Origin of the sequence: Thermanaerothrix daxensis (assembly GCF_001306145.1) — a bacterium.
Classification (GTDB): Bacteria; Chloroflexota; Anaerolineae; order Anaerolineales; family Anaerolineaceae; genus Thermanaerothrix; species Thermanaerothrix daxensis.
Genome location: NZ_LGKO01000005.1, coordinates 503,064 through 529,267 on the forward strand (window position 1 = coordinate 503,064; position 26,204 = coordinate 529,267).

Genomic DNA, 26,204 nt, shown 5'->3' on the forward strand with positions numbered 1-26,204 from the left:
ATAGGAGGAGCGTTCGTAGAAAGGAGAAACCATGAGTGAGTGGATGCAGAGTGTGACGGTAGAAGTGAAAACGGTAACCCCCCTCTTTTTGGGTGGGGCGGACCCTCATGGCCAGCCGGAACTGCGTCCACCCGCCTTTCGCGGGGCGATGCGCTACTGGTACCGCGCTGTCCTTGGGGGAGTGATTGGAGATCAAGATCTAAAGAGCCTGAGGAAATTAGAGCAAGAAGTTTTTGGAGATACCGAGCGCGGTTCTCCCTTCTCGATTCAGATCCAGCAAGTTCCCCTTAAGACAGAACGCAAGCCCATTCTACCTCATAAAACCTCTTCAGGGAGCCGAATGGCTTTCAGTGAAGGCCAACAATTTCAGGTGATCCTCAGAACCTCTCGTCCGGTGGACCCACTGGTTTGGGTCAACATGTGTATGGCATTCAACCTTGCCATCTGGCTGGGCGGGCTGGGACTGCGTTCGCGGAGGGGGGCAGGAAGCCTGCAGGTCATTGGAAGTAGCGATCCATCCCTAATTCCGATTTTTCCTACGAAGACGGAGGAGATTCGTAAGTATATTGAGAGGATCCTGCGCTCTGCCCTCAAGCAGGCGAAGTCATTGGCTGAACAGAAGGGAGTTTCCTCATCCTCTGCTCTGCCTTTGCCGCCAACTCAGTTTCCCTGCGCCGCAAAAGGTGCAGAGATTCGTCTGGTGAAAGAATGGGCGGTTTCTCCTCAAGAAGCGCTTGCCAAACTAATGCGCAAAATGCCTAAAATCGTTGCGCTGGGGGGAATCTCGCCCCGTCAGGGATCGCCACTCTGGGCGCACCTTTTTTATACCCCCAATCAATATCACTTACTGCTCACGCTCTTGCCCTCACGGCTAGCATCCGGAAGTCATGATTACAGGGAAGTGGCTAAGGTGCTCCAGTCTTTTGGTGGGGAAACCATTGAGATAAAGGGGTGGAACGTATGAAGAACGCGGTAATTCTCTTTACCTTCTCGCCGGTGCAGTCCTTCATCGCCGAAGCGCGCCGTGCCGAAGATTTGTTCAATGGATCGGCCATTCTTTCGCAACTGGCTCGTGCCGCTGGCGAGGTTTTCAAATCCAAAGGGGACTTGATCTATCCCGCTCAACTGGGGGAAAATGATGCGCCTAATGTGCTGGTGGCGCGCGTCCCCGCCGATAAAGCCGAGACCACTGCCAGCCGGGCACGAGAGGTGCTCTTGAAACGGTGGCAAGAAATCGCCGAACAGGCTCGCAAAAGGGCCCAGCTTGACGAAGACGACACATGGCGGCAAATCTGGCAGCGCCAGATTGTGGACACCCCTCCGTGGCAGATTTACTGGGCTTATGCTGAAGAAGCAGAATCGTATGCCGAGGCATATCAACGGGCTCGCAATCTGCTCGAAAGCGTCAAGCACAGCCGCCTCTTTTCGCAAAGCCATGAAGAGGGCGAAAAGGACAGTCTGAGCGGTCAGCGCAGTGCCCTTCATACAGCAGCCCATTCTTCTGCCCGGGAGTATTGGAAGAGGATGGCCAGCAAGCCGCACATCCTCCCTTCTCAGGTGCACCCGGAGGGACGGGAGATCCTCGACGGCATTGGGCTGGTCAAGCGCTTCTGGGAAGGGGCCGAGCGGGAATTCCCCTCGACCAGCACGGTGGCAGCGTGGGATTTTTATCAGGCGGCGTGTGCCCAAGCCCCGCAGGAACTGCAACGATACCGTGAATGCCTCGAAACGGTTTCCCCTCGCCTGTACCAAGCCCGGAAGCAGGACAAGATTTTCCCCTACGATGGTGATTTGTTCTTTGCAGAGACCCTCACCGCCCGGCGCCTGAAGGATAGTTACAATGTGGAACTTCCACAGGCTGAACTGGAGAACGTCAGGAAACTTCTCAAAGCTCTGGTTGATAAAGTGGGCAAAGCCCCATCGCCGTACTACATGCTAATTCAGTTTGATGGCGATGGGATTGGAAAAAAGATTGACTACCTGCTAGCGCGGGACGACGCCGAAAACGCGCACCGCCGCTTCAGTCAAAACATTGGTGCATTCTCCAATGCGGTGAGAGGAACAATAAATCCAAACCAAGGGGGTTTTCTCATCTACAACGGTGGCGATGATGTGTTGCTGCTGGCTTCTCTCGAGCGCGGCTTGCAGCTGGCGATAGAACTGGCAAGGACCTATCAGGAAATGGTCGGGGACGGATTTAACGGTTTCACGGCAACGGCATCTGCAGGAATTGTGATTGCCCATCACCTGACACCGCTTTCTAAAGCCCTGACCCTTCTGCGCAGTGCCGAGAGACGGGCAAAGGAGAGCCGAGCCGATTCGTTAGGCAACAAAGGGGTCGTGTGTCTCACCCTGGCAAAGCGCGGTGGGGAAGCCCTTTCTGCGCGCAGCGCTTGGGAAGATGTGGCGAACTTTCATCAATGGGTAAAAGCGTTCCGACAGAAAGATCTGGCAGGAGTTTTTCCCTACGCGCTGGCCCGCGAAGCCGCGACGTTGGAGGCGCTCCCGTCCGAAGCCACTCGCAGTCTGGTGCGCTATCTGGTCCAGCGCCATACCGGCGAGCGCGTAGCCAAGGCAACCTGTGAACAGTGGGCTGATGCGTTGATCACATGGGCCGACAACATTCGGAAAAGGACAAATGACAAAAGTGGACTGACCGAAGTGGCTCACTGGCTGATCGCAGCCCGCTTTATTGCTTCTGGAGGTGCGGAATGATGCGGTTATTCATGGAAGCCGAAGATGTCCTGCTGTTTCGCGATGGACGCCCCTTCAATGCCGGGAGCGACCACCAGGCGCGCAGTCTCTTCCCCCCATCCCCCTCAGTGATGCAGGGAGTGATTCGCTCGCACTATTTGCTCATCAAAAATATCCCCCTGAGCAACAGGGGAGCCATCAAAGAACTGGTGGGCGATACGGAAGACTACAAAGCATTGCGTTTGCGCGGTCCGTGGCTGGCGCGCCAAACGGGCGATGGGCGGGTTGTGCGCTATTTTCCCACCCCCACAGATGCCTATCCAGCCGATGAGAACGCCGAGAGGATTCTGCCCATGAAAGTGGTGCGCAACCCGGGTGGGAACGTCTGGGCCGGGGAATTGCCCTATCTGCTGGAAAAGCCCAACGAAATCATCACCAAAAACGCTCCTGGAGCGTTTGTCAGCGAAGAAGATCTCATGTCTTACCTGGAGAAAGGTGTCTCTGTGAGAACGGAAAAAGCCGATGCGTTGTATGTTTCGGAAGTGCGGTTGGGCATTCAAACCGACTCACGGCGGCGTTCAACAGTAGAGGGAATGCTGTACGAGGTGGAGTTTATCCGCCCCCAAGCGGGCACCGGACTGTATCTTGAGATGGATGGGTATCCGGATTTTCCAAAGGAGGGCCTCCTGCGCGCAGGTGGGGAGGGACGTGCTCTACACTACAAAACCCTTCGAGACAGCCAAATCTCCCCGATCCGTTGGGGGTATAGCGAAGAACTCCCCCGCTTCTTCAAAGTGTATTTTGCTACACCGGCTTACTTCTCACAGGGCTGGAAGCCAGACTCGTGGACGAAATTTTTCACCAGAGAGGTTCGTTTGGAGGCTGTGGCGCTTTCGCGTTATCAGGTGCTGGGCGGATTTGATTATTGGAACCACAAACAAAAGCCCTCAAGGCGCTTGGTGCCAGCCGGGAGTGTGTACTACTTCTCTCACTCGGGAGGCGCAAGGTTGCGTCAGGATTTGGTTCAGCAAGCCATCACCGAGTGGGGCGCAGAAATTGGTTTTGGACAGGTGTTGGTTGCAGGGTGGAAACCTGTAGAATGATCCTATTTACAACGATTTCAGGAGGAAACGATGTTTAAGGAGAAACGCTTACTTTTCCTATATGTCGAAACCCCCCTGCATGTGGGGGCAGGACGTGCCAGTGCCAATGTGGACTTACCCATTCAGCGCGACCGAGTCACCCAGTACCCCATTGTGCAGGCTTCTGGACTTAAGGGTGCGCTTCGTTCAATCTATAGAGAAACAAAAGGGCTTGCAGACGATAGCAAGGAAATTGAAACCCTCTTTGGTAAGGCCGGTGATTCTGGCGAAAACTGGGCAGGCGCAATTTCCACCGGAGATGCCCGCATTCTCCTCTTCCCGGTGCGTTCGCTGGCAGGGGTGTTTGCGTGGACGACCAGTCTACATGCGCTGGAAACGTTCCGTCGCGCTGCCGAACTGGCAGGACAGTCCATTCCGTGGAAACTGCCGGGAGCCGTGGAAAAGAACGCGGGACTGCTGGCAAGCCAGAGCGAACTCGTCATAGACGACAAAGTGGTGCTGGAGGAGTTCAGTTTCTCCGCCAAGCATTCTCAGGAGGTCGAAGCGGTTGCAGAATGGCTGGCACAGAATGCCCTGCCGCAGGGGGAGGCTTATCAATACTGGCGGCAGAATCTCCCAGGACACCTGTGCATCCTCTCAGATGATGCCTTCCGTGACTTCTGCCTCTACGGCACCGAGATTCAGACCCACATCCGCATTGACCCGGGCAAAAAGACCGTGGCGGAAGGTGCATTATGGACCAGCGAAAGCCTGCCGGTAGATAGCCTGCTCTACGCTCCGCTCATGGCAACGGACGCGCGCTCAAATACCGAAACCATGGACGCCGCTCAGGTTCTGGAGAAGTTTGCTTTCCTCAACAACGCCCATGTGCAGTTGGGCGGTGATGAGACAACCGGTCAGGGTTGGGTGGCCGTGCGAATGTACCCGTAAAGGAGGGAAGAGAAATGGCAGAGTTGCAAGTTTCCCATCAGCGCTCATTGGAGCAGCAGCGCGCCGAACATGCCTGGAATGCGGTGCAAAGTGCAAAGCGAGCGTTGAAGGATAAAGAGAAAGAACTGCGGTCATTGGCGCGCAGTGCCCCCGCCAGCATTCAGAGCAACGGTTTAGGGCAAACGCTGGCGTTCTGGAAAGCCAAAAAAGAACCCCACCATTCAGCCCTGTATGATGCACTCTCCGATTGGTTAAAGAAGCAATTGGGTGTCCAGTCAGGTGATCTGGTGGAGTGGATTGCTACTACGGCCACAAGCCTGCAGTACCGCCATGCCACTGCCGAGGCCATGGCATACCTTAACTGGTACAAACGCTTTGCCGAGGCTGACCTCAAATCGGAATGATCAGGGAAGGAAACGCGTATGAGTCCCAATCCTCACTATCCCAATCGAGGAGAACCTCTTTCCTCAAAACCCTCGCAGTCGGGCAAGAGGAGTGGCGATGCAAAGCCCTCTTCGGGTCAGACATTTGAATATCCTTTGCCCCGCGAAGTGGTAGAAGTGTTCAAGAAACAAAAGGAGGTGAGCAACCCCGGGCTGATTTTTGAGCGGTTTGTGCCTTTTCTGGGCGAACAAAAAGAAACCCGCCGAACGCAAGCCTTAGGGGCTGCCCAGAAAGCGCCCGATCGTGGGGCTCTCACCGCCGCCTATCAGCGCTGGGAGGCGCTGGCACGGGCAAATGGAGCCGAAATCTTTACCCTCAAGACAGACTGGCGCTTCATCCCCGGTTTGGGGCGTAAAAATGCACTGGAGATTGGCTTCAGTTTCCACCGCTATGGGTTTCCTTACCTGCCCGGCAGTAGTGTCAAGGGAATTGCGCGCACATGGGCGCTGTACGAACTGGCTTCACGCCTGAAGAAGGACGCCAATACCCTCGACCTGAATGGGCTCGATCAAACCCTTGCCCTTGAAGAGAGCGAATTTAAGAAAGCGTTTCAAATCCATCATCCCGGAGAGGAAGAATGGCTTCTTGCCTCTGCCTTCCGCGACGTGTTCGGCACGCTGAAGTGCGTAGGTGGAGCGGTTTTCTTCGATGCCATTCCCATACAGGCTTTTGCCCTGGATTTGGACATTATGAACCCCCACTATACTCCCTACTATCAGGGCAAGGAACCCCCCGTCGATTGGCATCACCCCAACCTGATCACCTTTTTGGCAGTTCCGGCGGGGAAAGAATTTGCCTTTGCGGTCGCATGGCGCCGCGGCGCCCCCAACCCCGAGTTGCTCAAACGAGCCTGCGTTTGGCTGAAAAGTGCCTTAAGGGATCTTGGGGCGGGTGCCAAAACTAGCGCCGGCTACGGCTACTTCACGGCTACTTCAAGTGAGGAAACCGATGATGGTTCTCTGTCTGGTGGGTGAACAACCCATTCCCAATTTGTTACCCGTGCGCTTCCTCAAGCCACAAGAAACCCTCCTCGTCCATACCAACCTACAGGCCTCTCAGCAGAGCGCCCGGCGTCTGGCAGGGCTGATCGAAAATGCCCGTTTGTTTTCAATCGGAGATGGCTATCGCATCCCGGGGATTGTGGAAAAACTGCGTCAGGCAGTTGGGAAGCAAGATGAGGTAGTTATCAACCTCACTGGCGGTACGAAGCCCATGGCGCTGGCAGCGTTCGAACTGGCACGTCAGCGCCGTTTCCCTGTGGTGTATTATCAGACGGAAGGTCCCCGCGGTCGTGATCAGAAAAGCCTGATCTACCTCTATCGCTTCACTGATGAAGGTGAACTGTGCCTCGAGTCTGAATACCCCCAATCTGTACCCCCGTTAATCACGTTGGATGACTACCTCAAAGCCCATCTCGATAATTACCAAGTCAAGGGACCCTCTCAAGACTCCGGCGGGGAATTAGAACGAGCAATCGCTAGGGTTCTTGGGGAGTATGTAGACGAGAGCCTGCAGGGGGTGGTACCCGGAGGCGTCAAGGACCAGGCCGAAATCGATTTGCTCATTCGTTGTGGCAACCATGTTGGGGTTCTGGAAATCAAAACCGGTGGTTCGGGGAGTGGCAAAAAGGCTGTGGATCAGTTAACCACGATTGCAGCGCGTGAGTATCTGGGCACCTACGCAGCGCGTTTCCTCGTCACGCAAACCTCCATGGAAGACCGCTACAAACCCCTTGCTCAGGCCTTGCGCGTGACGGTGATCGAATTGCGAGAGTACCGTCCCGGAAGAGATTTAAGCCAGAACGACAAAGTCAGACTTCTTCAAGGAATTGCCCAATCCATCCCCATCCGTCAGGAGGGTGTATGATTCTGGTGAACTTCTCACACCCCCTTTCGGCGGAGCAAATCCATCAGCTGGAGATCCTTACCGGCCAGACAGTTGAGCGCATCATCGAGGTGCACAGTCAGATCGAACCCGATCAGCCCCTCGGCCCGCAGGTGACAGCCATGGTAGACCGGGCAGGGTTGACCATGGAGGAGTGGCAAAACGCCCCCATCCTGATCAATCCACCCGCGCTGAATTTCAGCGCCGTTGTATTGATTGCCGAACTGCACGGACGCATGGGGTACTTCCCCGCTTGCGTGCGCCTGCGCCCGGTGAATGGCAGTATTCCACCCCGCTTCGAGGTAGCCGAAGTACTTAACCTGCAAAGCCAGCGGGATTCGGCTCGCCGCCGCAGAGGGTGAACCTTTTCTCCAGGAGGTTGAGCATGTCTCCATCTTCTTACTTCCCCCCAGATTACACCGGACATCCCTTGCTGGATGTAGGGCTGGCAACGCTTACGGCATTTGCCGGAAAGAACCGCCCCACCGAATTGGTTAAGGAAGATTTAATCCATATGGCGGAGTACATCCGCGAGAATTACATCGTGGACCCGCTCAAATCTTTCCTGAATGTGGCCTTCCCCAATTCGGGGTTCACCAACCCGGCTTTTGAAAAGCAACCTGAAAAGCGCCGTAAGTACGCGAACATCATCTCGGAGGCGATTACAGCGCCTGTAGGGGAGGAGCGCGATCCTTTCACGGGGCATCCAGCGACTACCTTGCCGCTTAATCCCGAGGGTGATTTACTTCCTGGGCGAGCCTACCGTCAGCACATTCCTCTCCTGACAGGCGTGGATGTGATCAACTTCTACCCGTACGGCGAGGCAGGTATTCCCATCTCCGGAATCAATTTGCTGGCGTTCCAGGCGCTTCCCTTGGGGTGTGCTAAAGTAAGCGGTAGGTTGCTTGCCGTCCATAGCGATGACCCCGACTTACTACTCTACTTTGCACGAACTTTCCTCAAAGCCAACCTGCAAGGGGTCACCTTAGCCCGGGTTACAGGCGACAAAAAGCTACCCGATACCAGCCCTTATCAAGCCCGAACCGTGCTTATCGAGCACCTGCTCAAAGCCGAGCAGGAACTTACCCGGTATCGGCGGGACAATGAAAGCCCTCCACCCACCCTGACGGGCTACTACTTTACCAACAGTGGACAGGGGGTTGACCTGCAAATCTTCCCGCTTCCTCTCGAGGTAAGTGGTTTTCTCCGCACGGTCATGCACAACCCTACCCTGAAAAACGACTGGGAGGCACTGGCCCGGCGAGGCTGGCAGTTGACGCGCAGTGAGAGCGAGGTTGCGCGTTACAATCGCCTCTATGAGGACTTGTTCAACCTGCCGGAGTCGGCCTCTTTTTTCATCCGCGTGTATTTCTTGCGGAAACCCCCGCGCCTAACCGCGAAAAGGGACAAACAAGACCCCATTCAAACGTATGATACCCGCCGTGAAGTCGATTTAGTCTCGTGGCGGTTAACTCAACGTTTCCTCAAGGAGGTGATGCTTATGGAAGAATCACGTATTCAAGCCATCCGCGCTTTGGGCGATGCGCTGGCGCAGTATATCTTTGAGCGCAACGATCGTGGCGTGTTCAACGGCTTTTGGATGGCTCGCAATTACACCGAATTGCGCGCAGTTTTGATTCGCGCCTCTACCGCCGAGGTGCGCGCCGGACGCAAGCCCCTCATCACGCTGGATCAGTTCCTCTCTATTTTTGAGCAGTCGGAGGGAATCCCCAATGCCGATTGGCGTCTTGGGCGCGATCTGGTACTCATCCGCCTGCTCGAACAGTTATATCAAAAGGGTTGGCTTCAGGCTCATGCTGAAGAACTACCCGAAGTACCCGCAGAAGAAGAATCCATGTAATGCCTTGGAAAGGAGGAAAATTCTATGTCTTTCATCACTGGTTTACTGCTGATCGATGCGCCGGCATCTGCTCTAAACAATCTGGGCAACGTCCCCGGCAGTATGGCCGAAAACGCCGTAGGTGTCAAAGTCATCTCGACCCGTGAAGGCAGTTACCCCTATGTTTCGGCACAGGCGTTTCGCTACTGGTGGCGCACCACGCTGGAGCAAGGACATTGGGGCTGGAAAGCCGCGCCGGTTTTCCGTGAAACCAAAATCGCCTACACCGATGCCAACCCCATCCTCTACTGGGATGATGATTTGTTCGGCTACATGCGGGCACCTTCTCAAAGAGCTGAAGCTGTTAGTGATCGCGAAGCCACTGGATTGGTGGCAGCGGCAACGCCCACAGCCAAGGCGGTGACCCGCCTTTCTCCCCTGCGGGTCTCCACGCTGGTTTCTGTGGCGCCTGTGCGTCTGGTCAATGATTTCGGCACCATGTCTCGGCACGAGGGCAACCCGGTGCCGCATGAACATCAATTTTACCGCGCTACCCTGCAGGGGCTCTTCTCGCTGGACTTGCATGCTGCTGGGACGTTTTCTTATGCCGACCGCACCGGCTATTTGAACCTGGATGAGCCGCGGCGAAAACTAGCCGAACAAATGGGGCTAGAGCATTTGGCGGAGGAAAAATCGTATCGCCTGCCACTCAAAGAACGTCTCCAACGCGTGCGTGCTTTGCTTGAGGGGCTGGCCGAACTCAGCGGGGGTGCTAAACAAACCTTGCACTACACCGACGTTAGTCCAGATATCCTGGTGATGGCAGTGACCCGAGGTGGAAATCATATGTTCGGGCATATAATTGCGGCTCAAGGTGAACGGGCAGTGTTGAACTTACCCGCTCTTCAGGAAACCTTAGACGTGCATCGGGATGATCTGCTCTCCGACGTCTTTATCGGTTGGGTGCGCGGCTACCTCGATGCAGAGCGCGAGAGGCTTGAACAAGCCCTTGCGGAAGGCGGGGCCCTAGCTCCCTGGCACGGCCGGATTCACATTATGCATCCACGCGAGGCGTGTTTGCAGTTATCTCGGGAGTTAGAGACGCACCCGGATTGGTTGAAATAAAAATCTATGGGGTGTGTTATGCGTGCACTAAAAATCGTAGCCGAAGGGCTCACAGCATCCTTCCGCTACCCCCACTTTATGTTCGGCGTCCAGCCAACTTTTGAGATGCCCCCGCCTGCCACACTGTATGGGCACATTGCCAGTGCGTTAGGAGAGTGGTTTGATCCGCAGGGAGTACGCTTTGCCGTGCGTTTCCAGTTCCTCCGCAAGCAGGCAGATATTGAAACCACTTACTTATTGACACCTGCTGGTGGTAGACTCCCTGGGAATAGAGCTTTCTCTAAGGTGTTGGAAGGCAACGCGAATCCATTTAAACGCGAGATCCTTTTCTTCCCGCGTATGACCCTCTATCTTAACCGCCCCGAGTGGCTGGATGCCTTTCGTCAGCCGCGCTATGCGGTTTGCCTTGGACGCTCACAGGATTTATTCACCTACCGCAAAGTGGAAGTGGTGGACCTGCAGTCTGCCGAGGAGGTGGTTCTGGAGCACACCCTGCTGCCTTATACCTATGCTGCCTATACCGCCGCAGGGCAGGCTGTGCTCATGCCACGACTGTTAGATTACACCCATAAACGCTATCCCACTTTTGAACGTTATATTATCCTGCATCGCCGCGTACACACGCGCCACTTCACCCGTTATGAAGGACAGCCCGTCCTTGAACCCTGGTTGGCTGATCCAACTGAACCGGTAGGTGAGGGTGAGTTTTTGGGGGTTGTATGGCTTTCGTGGGTATAGGCAATGGAAATTCCCTGTGTTCCAGACGGTTTGACCCATATATGGGCTAAAAGCCCTAAGTCTACCGATGTGCCACCTCAGACACTGGTGGAACACACGTGGGAAGCGCTGATGCGCCTGCGCGATCTGGCGCATCAGCGCCCCAATTTGCCTGCCAGCGCCGGGCAGCCCCGCCTGTGGCATCTGCTCTTTTGGGCGCTTTTCCTCCACGACTGGGGAAAAGTATCCCCGGGATTTCAAAAAATGTTGCGTGGCAAAGCACCTCGCTGGCAATATCGTCACGAAGTTCTCTCACTGGCTTTCCTCGATTGGGTAACCGATGGATTGACACAGGAAGAGACAACCTTTTTAGCGGGTGCAATTGCCACCCACCATAAAGATTTTGATGAAATCGAAGAGGCTTACCTTGTTGAGTGGGAAGAAGACCTTGACCCACTGAACGAAATGCTGAAAGAAATTTCTCCTATAGATGTGCAGGCGCTGTATCGCTGGATCGAGACATGCGGCGATCGCTGGGTGGATGCTCTTGGGATGCGCTCATTGGGCGTTTTCTGCCCGTCCCTTCCCCCGGTTAATCGGGCATTTGCCATACTTACCCCTACGACGGTTCGTCGACACTTAGGACAAATCAAAGCCTCTTTACAGGCCTGGCAGGCGGGTGCGCCAGCGGATGTGATACGGCCGGGGGTTTTAATGCGTGGTTTTCTGCTTCAATCGGATCATCTGGCTTCAGCAGGATGGGGGGTCTTGCCTAATCTAATGATCTCCCAAGAGGTGATTTTGAAGGCGTTGAATCTTCCTTTCCGCCGACTATACGCCCACCAGCGCAGTGCGGCCCACACGGATGGACATGCCTTGCTCTTGGCTCCCACTGGTTCTGGTAAAACTGAAGCCGCTTTGCTCTGGGCACAGAAACAATGTCTGCCCCGCCTTTTTTATACCTTGCCCTATCAAGCCAGCATGAATGCTATGTATGACCGCCTGAATCGCATATTCCCCGGGCAAGTGGGCCTTTTGCATGGGCGTAGCACTATGGCACAATTCCAACGCTTGATGGAGCAGGCATACACTCCCCAAGAAGCAGCCAAGTTGGCTCATATGCTGCGCAACCGTTCCGGTCTGGCTTATTACCCCATTCGTGTGCTCAGCCCTTACCAACTACTCAAAGCGTCCTTTCAACTCAAAGGGTACGAAGCCCTGCTTAGTGATTTTTCACAGGCCGCTTTTGTTTTTGATGAAATACATGCTTATGAACCTCATCGCTTGGCGATGATTGTTGCATCCGTAAAGTATCTGGCGCGCTACTATGGTGCACGATTTTTGGTGATGTCAGCGACTTTGCCAACCCCTATTCGGAAGGTGTTCGAACAAGCCCTTGGAGCCGTTTCTCTAATTCGAGCCCCTCACTCCTTCCTGAGACGTTTGCGTCGCCACCGCCTTAGCCTCAGGGAGGCGAACCTTGTGGATGAAGCCAGCCTGCGCGAAATCCTTGCACAGGCACTGAACGGACAGAAGGTGCTGGTAGTGGCAAACACCGTGCGCCGTGCTCAAAACATTTATCGGTGGATGCGGGCTCACCTTCCGGCCACCATTCCCCTGTTCTTACTGCACGGGCGCTTTAATGGGCGCGACCGCGTCCGCAAGGAGCGCGAAATGATTGCGGCGGCGGGCTTAAACTCAGGCCGGTGTTCTCCGCTAGTGGTTGTGGCTACGCAAGTAGTAGAGGTTAGCCTTAATCTTGACCTGGATATCCTGTTCTCCGATCCGGCCCCACTGGAAGCCTTGCTTCAGCGTATCGGGCGCATTAATCGCCTTGGGCAACGCGAACCAGCACCAGTAGTGGTGTTCCAAGGACTGGAAGACGTATTTGCCCGGGTTTACTCACCTATAGAGCAGGTTACTCGAACCCTAGAGGTGCTCAAAGGAGTTCTTGCGGCATCTTCGGAAAAGGCAGTTTTGTTAGATGAACGCTTTTTGCCGAATTGGCTGGATGACGTGTATACCGACAGCGTGTTAGAAGCCTGGGAAAAGGCTTTTGAGTCTACCCGTGTGGATTTTGAGCGCGATTTTATTAATACGCTTCAACCTTTCCGTTCCAACCCAGCGTTAACAGCCCAATTTGAACGTCTCTTCAATGGCACTGAGGTCTTGCCGAAAAGCCTTTATGATGAATATTTACAATTACGCGAAAGCGAGCGAGCGCTTGAGGCAGATAGCCTGTTGGTTCCACTCTCATGGGGAGTGCGCGCCATGCTGGCTCAGCGTGGGCAACTCCTGGCGGGTGATCGCGATTTCCCTGAAGTTGTTGATGTCCCTTATGACTCTGAGTGGGGTTTAGATCTAGAGACTCAATCCATCTCTCAAACTACAGAGGATGAGGCATAATGGTAGCATTTCCTTTAACTTTTATGCGTTTGCGCTTTGAATGCCAGGCTGAAACTCCTCTGCGCCTGGGAGGATGGCGGGCCGGCAACAATTTACGCGGCGCTCTGGTGGATGTGATGCGTCGCGCCACTTGCCCCTACAGCGTTCCGGCGCTTGCAGGGATGTCTGTGCCCCCCGATCCCGAGCATGTTGCCACCTGCCCGGTGTGCTGGCTGGTCGCGGCCAACGAAAAACCTGGCATGGAACGCCGTGGTTATGTCCTCACCCCACCCTTGGAGATTCCCGAATTATTAAAACCCGGGGAGCGTTTTGTCTTTCACCTGACTCTATTAGGGGAAGCTCAACGCTTTTTGCCCTACTTTGTACTGGCGGTACCAGAGATGGGACGAGACGGAGTGGGAGTGGGTCGAGGACACTTTACCTTGCGACGCATCACAGCCGATTTATTGAATGGAAAGGAGGAAGAGGTACTCCGTGAAGGCGAAACAATCCTGCGTCCTCCCAAAGTTTCTTTGAGCCATACTGAGATACAGAATTATGCTGAGAGGATGATGCAGGGATGGCAGGCAACCGATATTATGGAGATGCGCATAACTTTCCATACCCCTCTTCGCCTTATATGGAATCAGCGGCTTATCAAAACTCCTGATTTTGCCATTTTCTTTGCCCGGCTACTAGAGCGAGTGGATGATCTGGCCAAGCAATTTTCTGGTGCCAACCAGCGTCCCTATGAGGAGCGCACTTATTTGCGAGACCTTTCTTTGCAAGTGCGCTTGATAGAGAATGATACCCGTTGGATAGAAGTTTCCAGTGGCTCCAGCCGTACGGGCAGGCCGACCTGGATCAGCGGGTTGGTGGGGTTTGCCCGGTACGCCGCCCCCACGAAGATATGGCGTGAACTCTTGCCCTGGCTCATCTGGGGAGAAATCGTTCAGGTAGGTAAGGATACAGTCAAGGGGAATGGCGTGTTTCGCCTCTCTTTACCGGGGGTCAAGAAAGGAGGCGGAGGTGGCTATTATTCAACATCTCATCGTTGATGAATATGGCAGTTTCATTGGCAAGCACAGCGAACGCTTGATTGTCTATAAAGGGGAGGAGAAATTTATTCAGGCCCCCCTACTTCATCTCGAATCGGTGGTAATCGCCAACCAGGGTATCAGCATTAGTGCTGATGCTGTGCAGGTGTGTACGGAGCGCGGCATCCCGATTTTCTTTGTTAACTCAATTGGGGAGCCATATGCCAGTTTGTACAGCGCTGGATTAACAGGCACCATTGCGACTCGCCGCGCTCAGTTAGAAGCCTACCGCAATCGTCGTGGTTTAGAACTGGCGCTGGCTCTTGCTATTGGTAAAATCCAGAACCAGGCCAATCTTCTCAAATACATGAGTAAATACCGAAAGGAGAGCGACCCCACGCTCTATGAGGAGTTACGCCGCCTTGCTGCCGAAGTCCTTGATGAACGAATAAAATTGGAGCACCTCTCTCGCTCGCCGGAGGTTAGGGAGGGCAAATTATCTATTGAGGATCTACGCCAATCTATTATGGGAATCGAGGGCCGGGCTGCCCAACGTTACTGGGATGCCATCCGTCTGACCGTGCCTGAGAAATACGGATTCCCAGGGCGAGTAGGACGTGGAGCGGCAGATCCAATTAATGCTGCTCTTAATTATAGCTATGGTATCCTCTATGGGCAGGTCGAGCGCGCCATTGTCCTTGCGGGCTTGGATCCTTATGCCGGCTTTTTACATATGGACCGTCCTGGCAAACCCAGCCTTACACTCGATTTAATTGAGGAGTTTCGTCCCACTGTCGTGGATCGCACCGTTATTGGGTTGGCCAACAAAGGTGTGGCCTTTGATCAGGATAAGGAGAAGCGGCTCACACCGGAGGTACGGCGCATGATTGCTGAAAAGATTCTGGAGCGCCTGGACACCCCAATTCCCTTTGAGAATAAACGTTATGCGATTCGTGCCATTATTCAAATACAAGCACGTCATATTGCTACTTTCTTGCGAGGTGAACGTGAGGCTTATCAGCCTTCTCAGTTAACGTGGTAAGGGGGTAATGACCATGGGTGTTGAAAAAACGCCTAATTTAATTCTGGTCTACGATATAGTAGATGATCGTAAGCGTGCGAAAATTGCCGATATCTGCCTGGATTATGGATTGGATCGCATTCAATTTAGTGCCTTTGTGGGGTGGCTGATCCCCTCAAAACAAAAAGAATTAATGATTAAGATCAAACGCACCCTGGGTAAGAGTCCAGGGAATGTGCAATTAGTGCCCATTTGCGCTGAAGACTGGCAAAAGCGCAAGATCATTGACCAGCGAGAGCAGAGATAAAGCATGTTTGATCCCTATGAAGAGATTTACACGTATCCTTTCAGGGTCACCGATCTGAAGCAATGGGCTTACTGTCATCGTTTGCTTTACTTTCTGGTGTGTCTGCCGGACATTCGTCCACGTACTTACTTGATGGAAGCGGGGAAAGAGGCTGGCGAGGAAGAAGTCGGGCGTATTATGCGCCGCTCGTTACAGATATTTGGTGCTGTGCAAGGGCGGCGGGAGTTCAATGTTAGAGTCCGTTCGGCCCAATGGAATATGCGGGGCGTTGTAGATATGGTGATATGGGTGGATGAACCCGCACCTGGGGAGGTCATACCAGTGGATTTCAAGTTATCGCAACGCAGCGGCGAGCATGTCAAGCTTCAATTAATGGCCTATGGCCTCTTACTTGAGGAAATGAGTGGAAAGGTGACTTCCCGGGGTTATTTGTATGAAATTCCTCTGCGGCGGGTGGTGGAGGTTCCATTCGCTCCGTCATTACGGCGAAGTGTGCGGGAGGCACTGGAAGACATGAAGGCCATGCTGGAGAAAGAACAAATGCCCCAGCCAACCACCCAGCGTACTCGGTGTGTGGGGTGCGAATTTCGGCGTTTCTGCAATGATGTGTTTTGAGACACGCATCGGCGGCGACCTCTAATACTGGGGAAGGATATAAACTGAGCCTACGGAGTACGAGGAGGAAAGGTCCGACCTGCTTGGAATTTACTTCTTATCGCTGGAGGTGGTAAGGCACGTCAATGATGATCCGTTGAAAGCCCATACGGCGGCGCCGGTAGAGCAAAGCAATAAGGTATACGGGAATGGCCATTGCTGTTCCAGATTCTTTCAGGCCACGTAGGTTGATGATCATGATGATACCCAACGTGAGCAGTGCCAATGTTACCTTAATAGGGTCAAAGCACTGGAAAAGCCGAAGCAATGGCGACTATTCCGGCGGTCAGGCTTACAGCCGCGGTTAGGCTGTAATCTATGATGAGCGCAGTAGCGGCGACCAGACCAGGTAATGTGCCCAGATTCTCCCGCGCGACGACGTAGGATCCCCCTCCTGAGGGATAACCATGGATAGTTGGAAAGTAGGAAAGCGCCACAATGATTAGTAAACCCGTAATGGTCAACCCAATTGGCCAGGAATATTTCAGGCCAAGACTCCCGGCTACGGCCAACCCTAGATAGATCTCCTGATCGGCGTAAGCAATTGAGGAAAATGCGTCCGGGGAAAAGCGGCCAGTGCCCGAATCTTGTTCAGACGCTCGCCGGTTAAGTTCTGAGTGGGAAGAAGGGAACCCACTAACAAATGCCAGAGATGATCTAACGCACCAGATCTCCCGAAAGTGTGGGGTTTTTCTAATTACAAGTATATGCCGCCAGGGTCTTGTCGTTTCCTAATCTTGACCAAATGCGAAAATTTGGGGGGTCCAAAACGATTGGCCTATCGTTTGATTTCGGTTAAAATCGAATTACCCTGAAACCCCGGTTCGTGACCTTTGTTAAGGTCATTTAAGTCATGAATGATTCTTGCAGGCTCTTGATCCTGGAGCCCGACCAGGCACTTCGTCTCTGGTTGGTTGCGTTGATAGCACCGGCCGGGCATACCATCCATGCGGTTCCCTCCCTGGAAGTTATGGGTGCATCGCTGGCAATGGAAGACTTCGGTTTTCTGATTGCTGATTTGCAGGATGATACCGCATGGGTAACTTTGGGCAAGGAGTTGGACCGTCTTGGCTTTCCGCCGAAAACCATCTTCCTTGCCCCTGCCGGTAGCCAGGGACCAACGACGAAATGGCCTTTTCCGTATATGACGCTGCATAAGCCCTTGATGCCACGAGATTTGATGATAGCCATTGCAACACTACATAAAGGAGGTATGCGGCTTCCAGAAGCACCATTGGCTGTTCATGAGGTAGGGGCGCTTTATACGGCGCCCCTGGCACTGCCCTTTGAACGCCTGTGTGTGCACCTGGAGGAAGGGAGGGTCATAGATTGCCAGACACGCACACTCCGCGCTGGCAGCCAGAGGATACGGCTTTCGCTAACCGAATCTCACCTCTTGGAAAGTCTGTTATCCAACCATGGCCTGGTTGTGCCTTATGAAGACCTGGTAGGATTGATTTATGGTTTTTCAATCAGCCGGTCTGAAGCGGCCCAGTTGCTACGCTCGGTCGTGACTCGTTTGCGGCATAAACTGGCTCAAGTGGGTGGCGCGACATGGATTTATAATCAGCGCCATTTGGGGTATCGTCTTCAAATAGCCCCGACTCCTGGGCCGTTGATCGAGTAATCTGCTAAGCGCTCATCGCTGCCAGGGAAGATCAATCTCTGGAAGATGGGGTGGATTAAGCCAGCGTAGCCACCCGCTACTGGTTCGCTGTTCGGGGGATGATTGATCTAGTGCCATCAGGAGCATACTTCCCCCGATCAGGAATGCTCCTGCCCATTGGGCTGGGCTAAGGCGCTCGCCCAGCCACACCTGTGCCAGAAATACAGTGACCAGCAACTCGCTCAAACCCAGGAGGGCCGTTTGCAGTCCTCCCAGGTTTTTGACGCCGAGGAAAAGAGTCAGACGTGAGAGGAACGTGACTCCTGCCATCCCTAGCACAGGCCACCATGAAAGCGAAAAGGCCGGAAGCACCGGGTGGGCAATGGCAAATGCTGCGCCCACGGTTAATGCCATAGCCAGCAAAGTGTAAAGCGTAACTGTAGGAGCAGGGGCTTCGTATAAAATGCGTTGATTGATAATGAGATGAAGGGCATAAAAAAGGGCTGCGAGCAACATCATGAATGCCCCGCTCAGATTGACGGGATCGTGCCCGGTGCGAATCAGCAGATAAATGCCAGGCAGGGCAAGGGTCAGGCGTAGCAGCGTGATGCGGCTGATTTGTTGACGGTCCAGCCAGAGCCAGAGGGCAACAAATAGGGGATAGAACGAGTAGATCAGGTGGCCCACACTGGCATCTAGGTGGCTTAGAGCAGTGTAATAAAAAATGGAGCCAATTCCATTGAGCACCCCTGCGATAAGGCATCCAAGTAAACCCACAGGATAAATATAGAAGAACTGACGTTGAAAGTTCATCACCCCCAGCATTAGAAGGGCTGCAATGGCACTCCGTAGGGCTACGACGGCCAGGGGCGAGAACCCCAGCGCGAAGGCTTGTTTGCCAAAAACGGGCATGGTGCCCATGAAGAGCGCCGAAGCAAGCGCCGCGACGACCCCCTGAGACCGCCGATTCACGTGCATGTTCCCCTTACCCCGGTTGAGGGCTCATTTCAGTAGCGCGCGGACCTCATCCAGCAAATCATCGCTCATGAAATCTCCTTTCTGCATCAGGGATTGGATGTGGCCGCGCAAACGCTCCTTCTCGGCTGGGGTTAATTCCTTGGCCGTGACCACGATGATGGGAATCTCGGCGGTTTCGGGCTGAGCCTGAAGGGCTTCGATGACTCCAAAGCCGTCAACCTCGGGCATCATCAAATCCAGGATGATAAGGTCGGGGTGTTCACGTTGAGCCAATTCAATGGCTTCGCGGCCGCTGGCTGCTTCAAAGAGGGTGTAGTCTCCCTGAGATTGCAGAATGCGGCGAATCAGACGGCGAGCCTCGGGATGATCATCTACAATGGCAATGCGTGGGAAACGGTCAATGGTGATCTTACTGAGCGCGGCTAGCAGGCCTTCCTCGGCACCGGCTTGCATGGCCTCTGACACCACCACGCTGCGTGACCACCCCTCTCCCAAGATTGTGCGTTCAACTGGCAGGGTGTGCCCGGAGATGTTCATGACCACGACTTCATGAGGCTTGATCTGACCACTGCGCACCAATTTGATCAATCCGGCGCAGGCTACGGCAGCAGCCGGCTCGACCGACATGCCTTCCATTTTGGCGAGGAAGTGAATGGCGCGAAAGGCCTCTTCATCGCTGACACTTTCGAAGGCTCCTCCAGATCCTTCTAGCATCCAGTTGCGCAGGAGGGTATAGGTTCGTCCAGGATCGCCAGTGGCCAGGGTGGCAATATGGGTATGCGGTGATTGAATTGGGATGGCAATCTCGCGACCCTGTTTCCAGGCATTGACCATGGGAGCGCAACCCTCAACCTGGATCACCCCGATCTTGGGTATCCGGTCAATCCATCCCATCTGGTACATCTCGCGGAAGCCCTTGAGCACTCCCAATGGCCCCATGCCACCACTTACCGCCTGAATGTACCAGTCCGGGGCTCGCCAGCGGGGTCGGGCGGCTCCCAAACCATTGGCCGGGGGCTCTAATAAAACCTCGCCCAGTTGTTCAGCGATCTCATAGGCGATGGTCTTCATGGATTCAATATTGGTAATGCTTCTGGCTCCAGCATCGAGGAAGATGCCTCGCTGACGCGCAAATTCCGCGGCGACCTGCTTGGCCTGGTCATAAGAGCCGGTGACTTTGATGACTTGGGTGCCGTAAAGCGCAACCTCTCGCATCTTAGCTGCCGGCACCAGGCTGGTCAGGAAGGCCCAGAGTTTTATCCCGGCGCGGGCTGCATAGGCAGAATAAGCAATGGCCACATTCCCTGTTGAAGCCAGCACCACTTCACGCACCCCGGCGGCCTTCAGAGCAGAGATACTCAGAGCGGCCTGACGGTCCTTGAATGATGACGTGGGTCCCTGGCGTTCATCCTTCATGAAAAGGTTGGAACATCCCAGCATCATGCCCAGGTTTAGGGCACGGATTAACGGCGTTCCTCCCTCTGACAGGCGCAACTCCGGTGCGGGTTGGGTGACCGGCAGCAGTTCGCGATAGCGCCAGAGGTCGAAGGGTCGTTCTTTTAGTTGAGGCGGGAGAGCAGAGGCAAGATGTGCGTAATCATAAATGGCTTGTCGCCACGCGCCTCCACATACCGGGCATACGGTTTCCAGGGGTTGATAGGGTGCCCGAAAACCACAATCTAGGCACTCAATTTGACAGCGGTCATTGAGCATTCATTCACCTCAATGCAATGATGGATAGCCTTTATGCCACTTTTGAAGGGCCGACTCCAGCAGAGCAAAGAGCTCTTTTTCCTGTAACTGGCTCTTGTTGAGCATGCGCTTGCTGAATTCGGCCAGTTGTTCGCGTTGCTCGGGGGTCAAATCTCCTCCGGTGATAATGATGACCGGGATGCGATTCCAGGTAGGGTGGGTGCGCAGGGCTTCAAGAACCTGGAAGCCATCCATGCCGGGCATAAACAGGTCCAGCAAAATAACATCCGGAGTGTGTTGTGCTAGGTGCTTCAGAGCCGCCTGTCCGTTCTGAGCCACCTGAGTGTGGAAGCGTCCATCTGCCTCGAGGATTTTCTGAAGCAGACGCACGTCCTCTTCCGAATCATCTACGATCAAGATTTTTGGGTCGTTGCCGCCATTCTTGAGGCGATAAAGTGCGTGGATCAGGTCCTCAGGCAGGAATGGCTTAACCAGGTAATCTGCGGCTCCCAGGCTGAAGCCCTTTTCTTCTTCTTCCAGGATACTGCAAATGATCACCGGAATATCTCGTGTCTCGGGATCGTTCTTCAGATCGAGGAGCACCTGCCAACCATCTTTGTCGGGCATCATCAGATCCAGGGTAATGGCAAAGGGTTTGAGGCGTTTTGCGGCAGGAACGGCCTGATGAGGATCGTGGAGGGGTACAATGCGGTAACCGTTGGTTTCCAGGTAACGCTGGTAAAGTTGGGTCACTTGATGGTCATCATCAATGGCCAGGATCACCGGGGTGCCTTCCGGCAGAGGTACGGGCTGGGAAGCGCTCTCCTCGGCTGAGGGTTTTGGGACCGGCAGGGTGAAGAAGAAAGTGCTCCCCTTGCCCACCTCACTCCATAACAAACCGATGCGCCCTCCATGCATTTCCACAAAAGAGCGGCAGATGGAGAGCCCCAACCCCGTCCCCCCTGTGCGACGGGTAGGGGAATCATCCACTTGTGAGAAAGGCTGGAAGAGTTTGGCGCGATCTTCTTCTGCTATTCCAATGCCCGTGTCGGTAACGGTGACCATGATCTCAGGAGTGCCCTTGGGCCCCTCGATCACTTTGGCTTCTACCGTGATGGATCCTTCCTCGGTGAATTTGGCGGCATTGGAAAGGAAATTGAGCAGCACCTGGCGGATGCGAGTCGCATCTGCAATCACGGTTGGCAGGTCGGCAGGAACGTGATGATGGAGGGTGATGGGTTTATCCTTAACTAACCCTATGGCAGTGGACATCACACTATTGATCAGATCCCCCAGGTTTACCTCGCTAAATTGGAGTTCCATCTTCCCGGCCTCAATCTTTGAAAGATCGAGGATGTCATTGATCAACCCCAGCAGATGTTGGCCAGAGTTGTAGATGGAGGTCAGGTCTTGGCGTTGCAATTCGGTGATAGGCCCGTCAATGCCTTTGAGGATCACCTTGGAGAAACCAATGATTGAATTCAAGGGTGTGCGCAACTCGTGGCTCATATTGGCCAGGAACTGGCTCTTGAGGCGGTCGGCGCGACGCATTTCCTCAACGGCTTGTTGGGACAATTCATAGGCGCGGGCGTTTTCAATGGCCACGGCGATCTGGTCAGCCAAAATCTGGAGGACGTGGAGATCCTCAGAGGTGAAGGCATTTTCGCTGCGGGCATGGATATCCAGAACCCCCATGACATTGTCGCCTGTCTTGAGCGGAAGCACCACTTCGGATCGCGTGTAGGGAAGGTTTGGATTGGGTTGATAGAGGGGATCTTCCAGGACACGGTTCAGCACCAGGGGCTCTCCTGTGGTTGCAACTCGCCCGATGGGGGTACGCGAACCTCTCGCATAACGAACCGGATTGTTCAGCAGGTCCTCACGCCCTGCACCAGCCGCCTCGCGTAAAATCAAATAGGCCCCTTCTTCGTTAAACAGGTAAATGCCTGCATGGTAGTAGTTGAAGCGCTGGGTTACCAGGTGTACCATGCGTCCGAGCAGGGTGTTGAGGTCCAGTGTGCTCAGTGTGTCGCGAGCAATCTGAGCCGCCGTTTCGAGTTGGAGGGCACGGCGCTGGGCTTCACGCAGGAGGTTGAAACGTTCAACGGCAACGGTGATTCCGTTGCCAGCGGCTTGTAGAATCTGGAGGTCATCCGCAGAGAGTGTCATCGGATGAGAAGAGGAGACGGTCAGCAAACCCAGGAGACGTTCGCCACTGCGCAGGGGAATGAAGCATCCGGAATGAATCCCCAGCGTTTGCAGGGTATTGCGTGAGGTCGAGTCCAGAGCGCTTTGCTCAAGGTTGGCGAGCACCAGAATATCCTGGCTCAGTTGGCTAAGGAGCGGGAAAGCCTGAGCCGGAAGTATCATCCCCTGGCGCTGCAGGGAGGGATTTGTGGAGCAAAAGCCTGCGATCTCGAGTGAGGTGACCTCACCTTCGGGGGTTTGATTGACCAGAATAATGGCCAGGTTTTCGGCGCTCGCGGGCATAGCGTGCCGGAAAAGCAAATCGGCCAACTCCTGAACCTCGCGGGCCTGGGCAATGCCATTACTGATAGTGTAGAGCAATTCGGTGCGGGCCAGAGCCTTTTGGGTCTGCTCGAAGAGGCGCAGGTTTTCGACTTCGGTGGCCATCTGCCCGGCCAGTGGGGGATAGGTGCGCAACTCCCGTCCACTGAAGTGATGCGGCTCATCGCATAGCAGCAATAGGGCTCCTAATTGTTCGCGTGATGCCCACAAAGGCAATGCTGCAAGGGCCCGAACGGAGAGATCCAGCAAACGCTGGCGCATGTCTGGGTCGGTGATCTGCTCTAAAACATCCTCATAAAACTGTGGGGTGCGGGTGCGCGTCAGACGGAAATAGGGGTGATCGGGGCCGTATAGGGTGTCCACTGGGGGCGGTGGCGTGCCACGACCACTATGCCAGTTAGCAGCGACGCGCAGGTAATCCTTCCCTAGTGTGGAGTCGCTCTCGCTGAGAAGCAAAACTGCCCGATTGATAGCCGGGATGCGCATCCCTTGGGGGATGACGGCTACCATCTCTTGCAGAGTGGCGGCGGTGGACATGCGCGTGCTGAGATGGTACAGGTTTTCAGTTTCGTCCAGCGAGGCTTGTAATTGCTCTAGCAGATCCTGACGCACCAGAGTGTTGGCGACGGCATCTGCGGCTAAGCGCAAGATATTGATCTCATCGGTTTGCCAGAGACGTGGAGTGGTTTGTTCAAACGCCAGGAAACCGGGCACAGAGGCTTTGCCAGGAACAGCCAGGAGCAGAATTGAAGCAGTGTTCAGATTGCGTAGAAAGTTCTGTTCAAAGGCTTCCAAATCATCCAGGGTAGCAGCAACCCATCCCTGATCGCGTAGTGGCCGGCTCCACGATGGGAAGAGTGCTATCGGCATGTGTTGGAGTTTGTTGCGCTCGAGTTGAAATTCGCTCTCCTGTTTAGACCAATCGGCGATGGCTGACCAGTAAAGCCCCTGCTCGTCCTCTTTGACAGTAGCGTAGAAAACATGATCGCATTGAGCGGCTTCACCCAGCAGACTTAGCACCTCACGCAATGCCTTAAGCCCCGATTCGCTCAATAACGTCACTGCCCGCGCGACGCCTGCCTGGTACCGCTCGCGGGTTTCAATTGCACGCAAACCGGCAACGACTTCCTGGAACAGGTTAGCGTTCTGGAGTGAGATGCTCAACTGGGTAACCAGGGTGGAGAGTAGCTCGTACTGAACCCGTGAGTAAGCATCGGGCGAAGTGAAAGATTGAACCAACAAAGCCCCGATGATGCGTTCGCCGGTGCTCATTGGGAACGCCATCAAAGCCCGGGGGGTAGGTTTGGGAAGGCGAATGCCCCGGCGTTGAAGTTCTTCTTCCAGGTTTTGGCCCAACCAGAGCGACTTGCGTTCCTGAATGACATAACCGAGAAGATCATCTTTGAAAAGAGGGGAAGCGGGCCAATCCCGCAACTCGCCATTCTGAATCACCAACGGGAAGCGGAGCAAGCGGGGCTTTTCGTCGTAAAGCGCCAGTACCAGATTGGTATTATCGGCGATTTGCCCCACAGCCTGAGGCACCAGATCCAGAATTTCCTCTGCCTCTGTCAGCCGCGAGATTTGTTGACCGATCTCGTTGAGGAGCGCCAGTTGTTGATTGCGGCGGAGCAGTTCTTGCTCGGCACGTGTGCGTTCGGCCAGTTCTTGCTGTACGGCGGCGTAAAGTTGAGCATTCTCAATGGCCAGACTGAGTTGCCGCAGTACTTCCTCTACCAGCAAAATCTCATCTTCTGTCCAGATTCGATCCGGGGTCTCATCCAATACTTCCAGCAATCCCTCGCCGAAACCGGGTAAGGTCAGGGGTGCGGTAAGGCGAGCCGGTTGAGCCAGCGAACGCTGATGCACGGCGGCTTTTGATCCGGAATCTCCGCGAGTGTTTATAGAAGAAGTGGAATGAGTCGGTCGAGAGGTAACCTTAACTGTGGGTGTGACCGGGCGGGTTTTTACATCGGCATTGGCAGGTCGGCGCGAAGGTGGAGCTGGAGGGGGAGATGGGGGGGCATCTATAGCCGATGTGGGAGCGGGTTGAGGTGTAGGGGTCTCTAATACCTGGATATAGCCGCGCCAGTGGCGATTGGGCTCAGAAGCGCTTCCCAGCGGGTACGCTGTTAGGCGTAGGGCGAGCGTTTGGCCGTATGAATTCTGCCAAGTGAATTCTTCCTCAAAGGGGGTTTCGGGGGCTTCTAGCCAGCGCTGGAGATGGGAAACTATATTGGCCGGCAGGAAGATCTCAAATAAGTTGCTCCCAATCCATTGTTCGGGAGAAAGATCCAACCAGCGGGAAACTTCCGGGCTACAGGCCACGCAAATACCATTGACCAGGCAGGTGAACCCCCATCCCTGCGGAGTGGGTTCCGCTGAGGCCTGATGGCGAGAGGGTGTTTTTCCCTCTTGGAAGGAATTGAGTTGTTCGAAGAGAGCATCAAGCCGGCTGTGCAAGGGTTTCTTCGACATGGTGGATTATCTCCTGGGCCAATACACGGTATTGCAGCGCAGCCCGACTCTTGGGGGCATGCTGGATAATGGGGGTGCCAGCGATGGCGCTTTCGCGTAGCCGTGTGTCAATGGGGATCACGGTTTCCGTGAGCCCCTCGGCGAAGTGGTCGTGCAAGTATTGGTAAAGTGTGCGGTGGATACGATTGCGCTGGTCGAACATGGTAAGGAGCAAGCGGTAGGAGAGGGTAGGATTATACTGCTCGCGAATACGACGAATTAGTGCCAGTACATTTCTTAAGGCATAAATTGAGAAAAACTCAGCCTGGGTAGGAATCAGGGCTGTGTCAGCAGCAGCCAGTGCGTTGCTCATTAGAGCACCTAGAAACGGGGGACTATCGAGAATCACATAGTCAAACCTGGCACCTATAAAGGGAAGTTTCTTTTGGAGCAGGGTTTCATAACCTGGTTGGTGAGGGAGCAGGCGCTCGGCTAAATTTAGCGATGGGTTGCCGCCCAAGAGGTGAAGCCGTTCGATTTTGGTGGGTTTCCAGAGTGCTTCTGCCGAGGGGTAATTTTCCAAAAGGATGTCCAGGATGGTAACCCTAATCTCCTGAGGATCTGCACCAACGGCCAGTGTGAGGTTGGCCTGGGCGTCCATATCCACGAGCAGAACGGAATACCCCATCTCAGCCAATGCAGCCCCAAGATTGACCGTGGTTGTTGTTTTAGCCACACCGCCTTTCTCATTCGTTACCGCTATACATTTCATCATGCCCTCCTGCGCGGTTGACACTCACGGTT

Annotated in this window: 23 protein-coding genes; 17 read left to right on the top strand and 6 right to left on the bottom strand. The window is 54.4% G+C overall.

What is annotated here, in order from left to right:
* Nucleotides 1-31 precede the first annotated feature (31 nt).
* Genes cmr1 through cas4 form a run of 16 tightly spaced genes read left to right on the top strand, consistent with a single transcriptional unit; the run spans nucleotide 32 to nucleotide 16,102 of the window.
* On the top strand, nucleotides 32-964 hold the full coding sequence (gene cmr1, locus SE15_RS10975; RefSeq protein WP_054522151.1) for a type III-B CRISPR module RAMP protein Cmr1: 933 nt from the start codon (nucleotides 32-34) through the stop codon (nucleotides 962-964).
* Complete coding sequence (gene cas10 / locus SE15_RS10980) at nucleotides 961-2,715, top strand: type III-B CRISPR-associated protein Cas10/Cmr2 (RefSeq protein ID WP_054522152.1); 1,755 nt, start codon at nucleotides 961-963, stop codon at nucleotides 2,713-2,715. Before cmr1 ends, cas10 begins: the two co-directional genes overlap by 4 nt.
* A complete protein-coding gene (gene cmr3, locus SE15_RS10985) occupies nucleotides 2,712-3,797 on the top strand; it encodes a type III-B CRISPR module-associated protein Cmr3 (RefSeq protein WP_054522153.1) in 1,086 nt (361 codons plus the stop codon). Before cas10 ends, cmr3 begins: the two co-directional genes overlap by 4 nt.
* Nucleotides 3,798-3,827: 30 nt before the next feature.
* Nucleotides 3,828-4,727 carry a type III-B CRISPR module RAMP protein Cmr4 gene (gene cmr4 / locus SE15_RS10990; protein ID WP_054522154.1) on the top strand — a complete coding sequence of 300 codons (900 nt, stop codon included), beginning with the start codon at nucleotides 3,828-3,830 and terminating at the stop codon, nucleotides 4,725-4,727.
* Between the two features lie 14 nt (nucleotides 4,728-4,741).
* Complete coding sequence (cmr5, locus tag SE15_RS10995) at nucleotides 4,742-5,131, top strand: type III-B CRISPR module-associated protein Cmr5 (RefSeq protein ID WP_054522155.1); 390 nt, start codon at nucleotides 4,742-4,744, stop codon at nucleotides 5,129-5,131.
* Between the two features lie 18 nt (nucleotides 5,132-5,149).
* On the top strand, nucleotides 5,150-6,145 hold the full coding sequence (cmr6, locus tag SE15_RS11000; RefSeq protein ID WP_054522156.1) for a type III-B CRISPR module RAMP protein Cmr6: 996 nt from the start codon (nucleotides 5,150-5,152) through the stop codon (nucleotides 6,143-6,145).
* Complete coding sequence (locus tag SE15_RS11005) at nucleotides 6,120-7,037, top strand: PDDEXK family nuclease (RefSeq protein ID WP_054522157.1); 918 nt, start codon at nucleotides 6,120-6,122, stop codon at nucleotides 7,035-7,037. The genes cmr6 and SE15_RS11005 overlap by 26 nt, the downstream gene beginning before the upstream one ends.
* Entirely contained in the window at nucleotides 7,034-7,417 is a 384-nt protein-coding gene (gene csx15, locus SE15_RS11010) for a CRISPR-associated protein Csx15 (RefSeq protein ID WP_054522158.1), read from the top strand. The genes SE15_RS11005 and csx15 overlap by 4 nt, the downstream gene beginning before the upstream one ends.
* 23 nt (nucleotides 7,418-7,440) lie before the next feature.
* Complete coding sequence (cas8a1, locus tag SE15_RS11015) at nucleotides 7,441-8,916, top strand: type I-B CRISPR-associated protein Cas8b1/Cst1 (RefSeq protein WP_054522159.1); 1,476 nt, start codon at nucleotides 7,441-7,443, stop codon at nucleotides 8,914-8,916.
* A 24-nt stretch (nucleotides 8,917-8,940) separates the two neighbouring features.
* Entirely contained in the window at nucleotides 8,941-10,020 is a 1,080-nt protein-coding gene (gene cas7i / locus SE15_RS11020; protein WP_054522160.1) for a type I-B CRISPR-associated protein Cas7/Cst2/DevR, read from the top strand.
* An 18-nt stretch (nucleotides 10,021-10,038) separates the two neighbouring features.
* Nucleotides 10,039-10,758: a CRISPR-associated protein Cas5 gene (gene cas5, locus SE15_RS11025; protein ID WP_054522161.1), complete on the top strand. Its 720-nt coding sequence runs from the start codon at nucleotides 10,039-10,041 to the stop codon at nucleotides 10,756-10,758.
* Between the two features lie 3 nt (nucleotides 10,759-10,761).
* A complete protein-coding gene (locus SE15_RS11030) occupies nucleotides 10,762-13,143 on the top strand; it encodes a CRISPR-associated helicase/endonuclease Cas3 (RefSeq protein WP_083461893.1) in 2,382 nt (793 codons plus the stop codon).
* A complete protein-coding gene (gene cas6 / locus SE15_RS11035) occupies nucleotides 13,143-14,180 on the top strand; it encodes a CRISPR system precrRNA processing endoribonuclease RAMP protein Cas6 (RefSeq protein ID WP_054522163.1) in 1,038 nt (345 codons plus the stop codon). Before SE15_RS11030 ends, cas6 begins: the two co-directional genes overlap by 1 nt.
* Nucleotides 14,152-15,201 carry a CRISPR-associated endonuclease Cas1 gene (gene cas1, locus SE15_RS11040; RefSeq protein ID WP_054522164.1) on the top strand — a complete coding sequence of 350 codons (1,050 nt, stop codon included), beginning with the start codon at nucleotides 14,152-14,154 and terminating at the stop codon, nucleotides 15,199-15,201. The genes cas6 and cas1 overlap by 29 nt, the downstream gene beginning before the upstream one ends.
* Nucleotides 15,202-15,214: 13 nt before the next feature.
* Nucleotides 15,215-15,487, top strand: coding sequence for a CRISPR-associated endonuclease Cas2 (cas2, locus tag SE15_RS11045; protein WP_054522165.1), 273 nt, complete (start codon nucleotides 15,215-15,217; stop codon nucleotides 15,485-15,487).
* Nucleotides 15,488-15,490: 3 nt separating this feature from the next.
* The gene (cas4, locus tag SE15_RS11050) at nucleotides 15,491-16,102 is read left to right on the top strand and encodes a CRISPR-associated protein Cas4 (RefSeq protein ID WP_054522166.1); all 612 of its coding nucleotides are present in this window, start codon (nucleotides 15,491-15,493) and stop codon (nucleotides 16,100-16,102) included.
* A gap of 97 nt (nucleotides 16,103-16,199) precedes the next feature.
* Here cas4 and SE15_RS14510 read toward each other — a convergent pair whose 3' ends face one another.
* Entirely contained in the window at nucleotides 16,200-16,367 is a 168-nt protein-coding gene (locus SE15_RS14510; protein WP_160316703.1) for a hypothetical protein, read from the bottom strand.
* Between the two features lie 16 nt (nucleotides 16,368-16,383).
* Nucleotides 16,384-16,653 (bottom strand): hypothetical protein, encoded by a 270-nt coding sequence (locus SE15_RS11055; RefSeq protein ID WP_054522167.1) that lies wholly within the window; start codon nucleotides 16,651-16,653, stop codon nucleotides 16,384-16,386.
* Between the two features lie 341 nt (nucleotides 16,654-16,994).
* Between SE15_RS11055 and SE15_RS11060 the strand changes: the two genes are divergently transcribed.
* The gene (locus SE15_RS11060) at nucleotides 16,995-17,768 is read left to right on the top strand and encodes a winged helix-turn-helix domain-containing protein (RefSeq protein ID WP_054522168.1); all 774 of its coding nucleotides are present in this window, start codon (nucleotides 16,995-16,997) and stop codon (nucleotides 17,766-17,768) included.
* Between the two features lie 12 nt (nucleotides 17,769-17,780).
* Here SE15_RS11060 and SE15_RS11065 read toward each other — a convergent pair whose 3' ends face one another.
* Genes SE15_RS11065 through SE15_RS11080 form a run of 4 tightly spaced genes read right to left on the bottom strand, consistent with a single transcriptional unit; the run spans nucleotide 17,781 to nucleotide 26,175 of the window.
* On the bottom strand, nucleotides 17,781-18,725 hold the full coding sequence (locus SE15_RS11065; protein ID WP_054522169.1) for a DMT family transporter: 945 nt from the start codon (nucleotides 18,723-18,725) through the stop codon (nucleotides 17,781-17,783).
* Nucleotides 18,726-18,749: 24 nt separating this feature from the next.
* Nucleotides 18,750-20,438 (bottom strand): pyridoxal-phosphate dependent enzyme, encoded by a 1,689-nt coding sequence (locus SE15_RS11070; protein WP_054522170.1) that lies wholly within the window; start codon nucleotides 20,436-20,438, stop codon nucleotides 18,750-18,752.
* Nucleotides 20,439-20,447: 9 nt separating this feature from the next.
* Nucleotides 20,448-25,421, bottom strand: a complete 4,974-nt coding sequence (locus SE15_RS11075; protein WP_054522171.1) for a GAF domain-containing protein — start codon at nucleotides 25,419-25,421, stop codon at nucleotides 20,448-20,450.
* Nucleotides 25,390-26,175, bottom strand: a complete 786-nt coding sequence (locus SE15_RS11080; RefSeq protein ID WP_083461895.1) for a ParA family protein — start codon at nucleotides 26,173-26,175, stop codon at nucleotides 25,390-25,392. Before SE15_RS11080 ends, SE15_RS11075 begins: the two co-directional genes overlap by 32 nt.
* Nucleotides 26,176-26,204 lie beyond the last annotated feature (29 nt).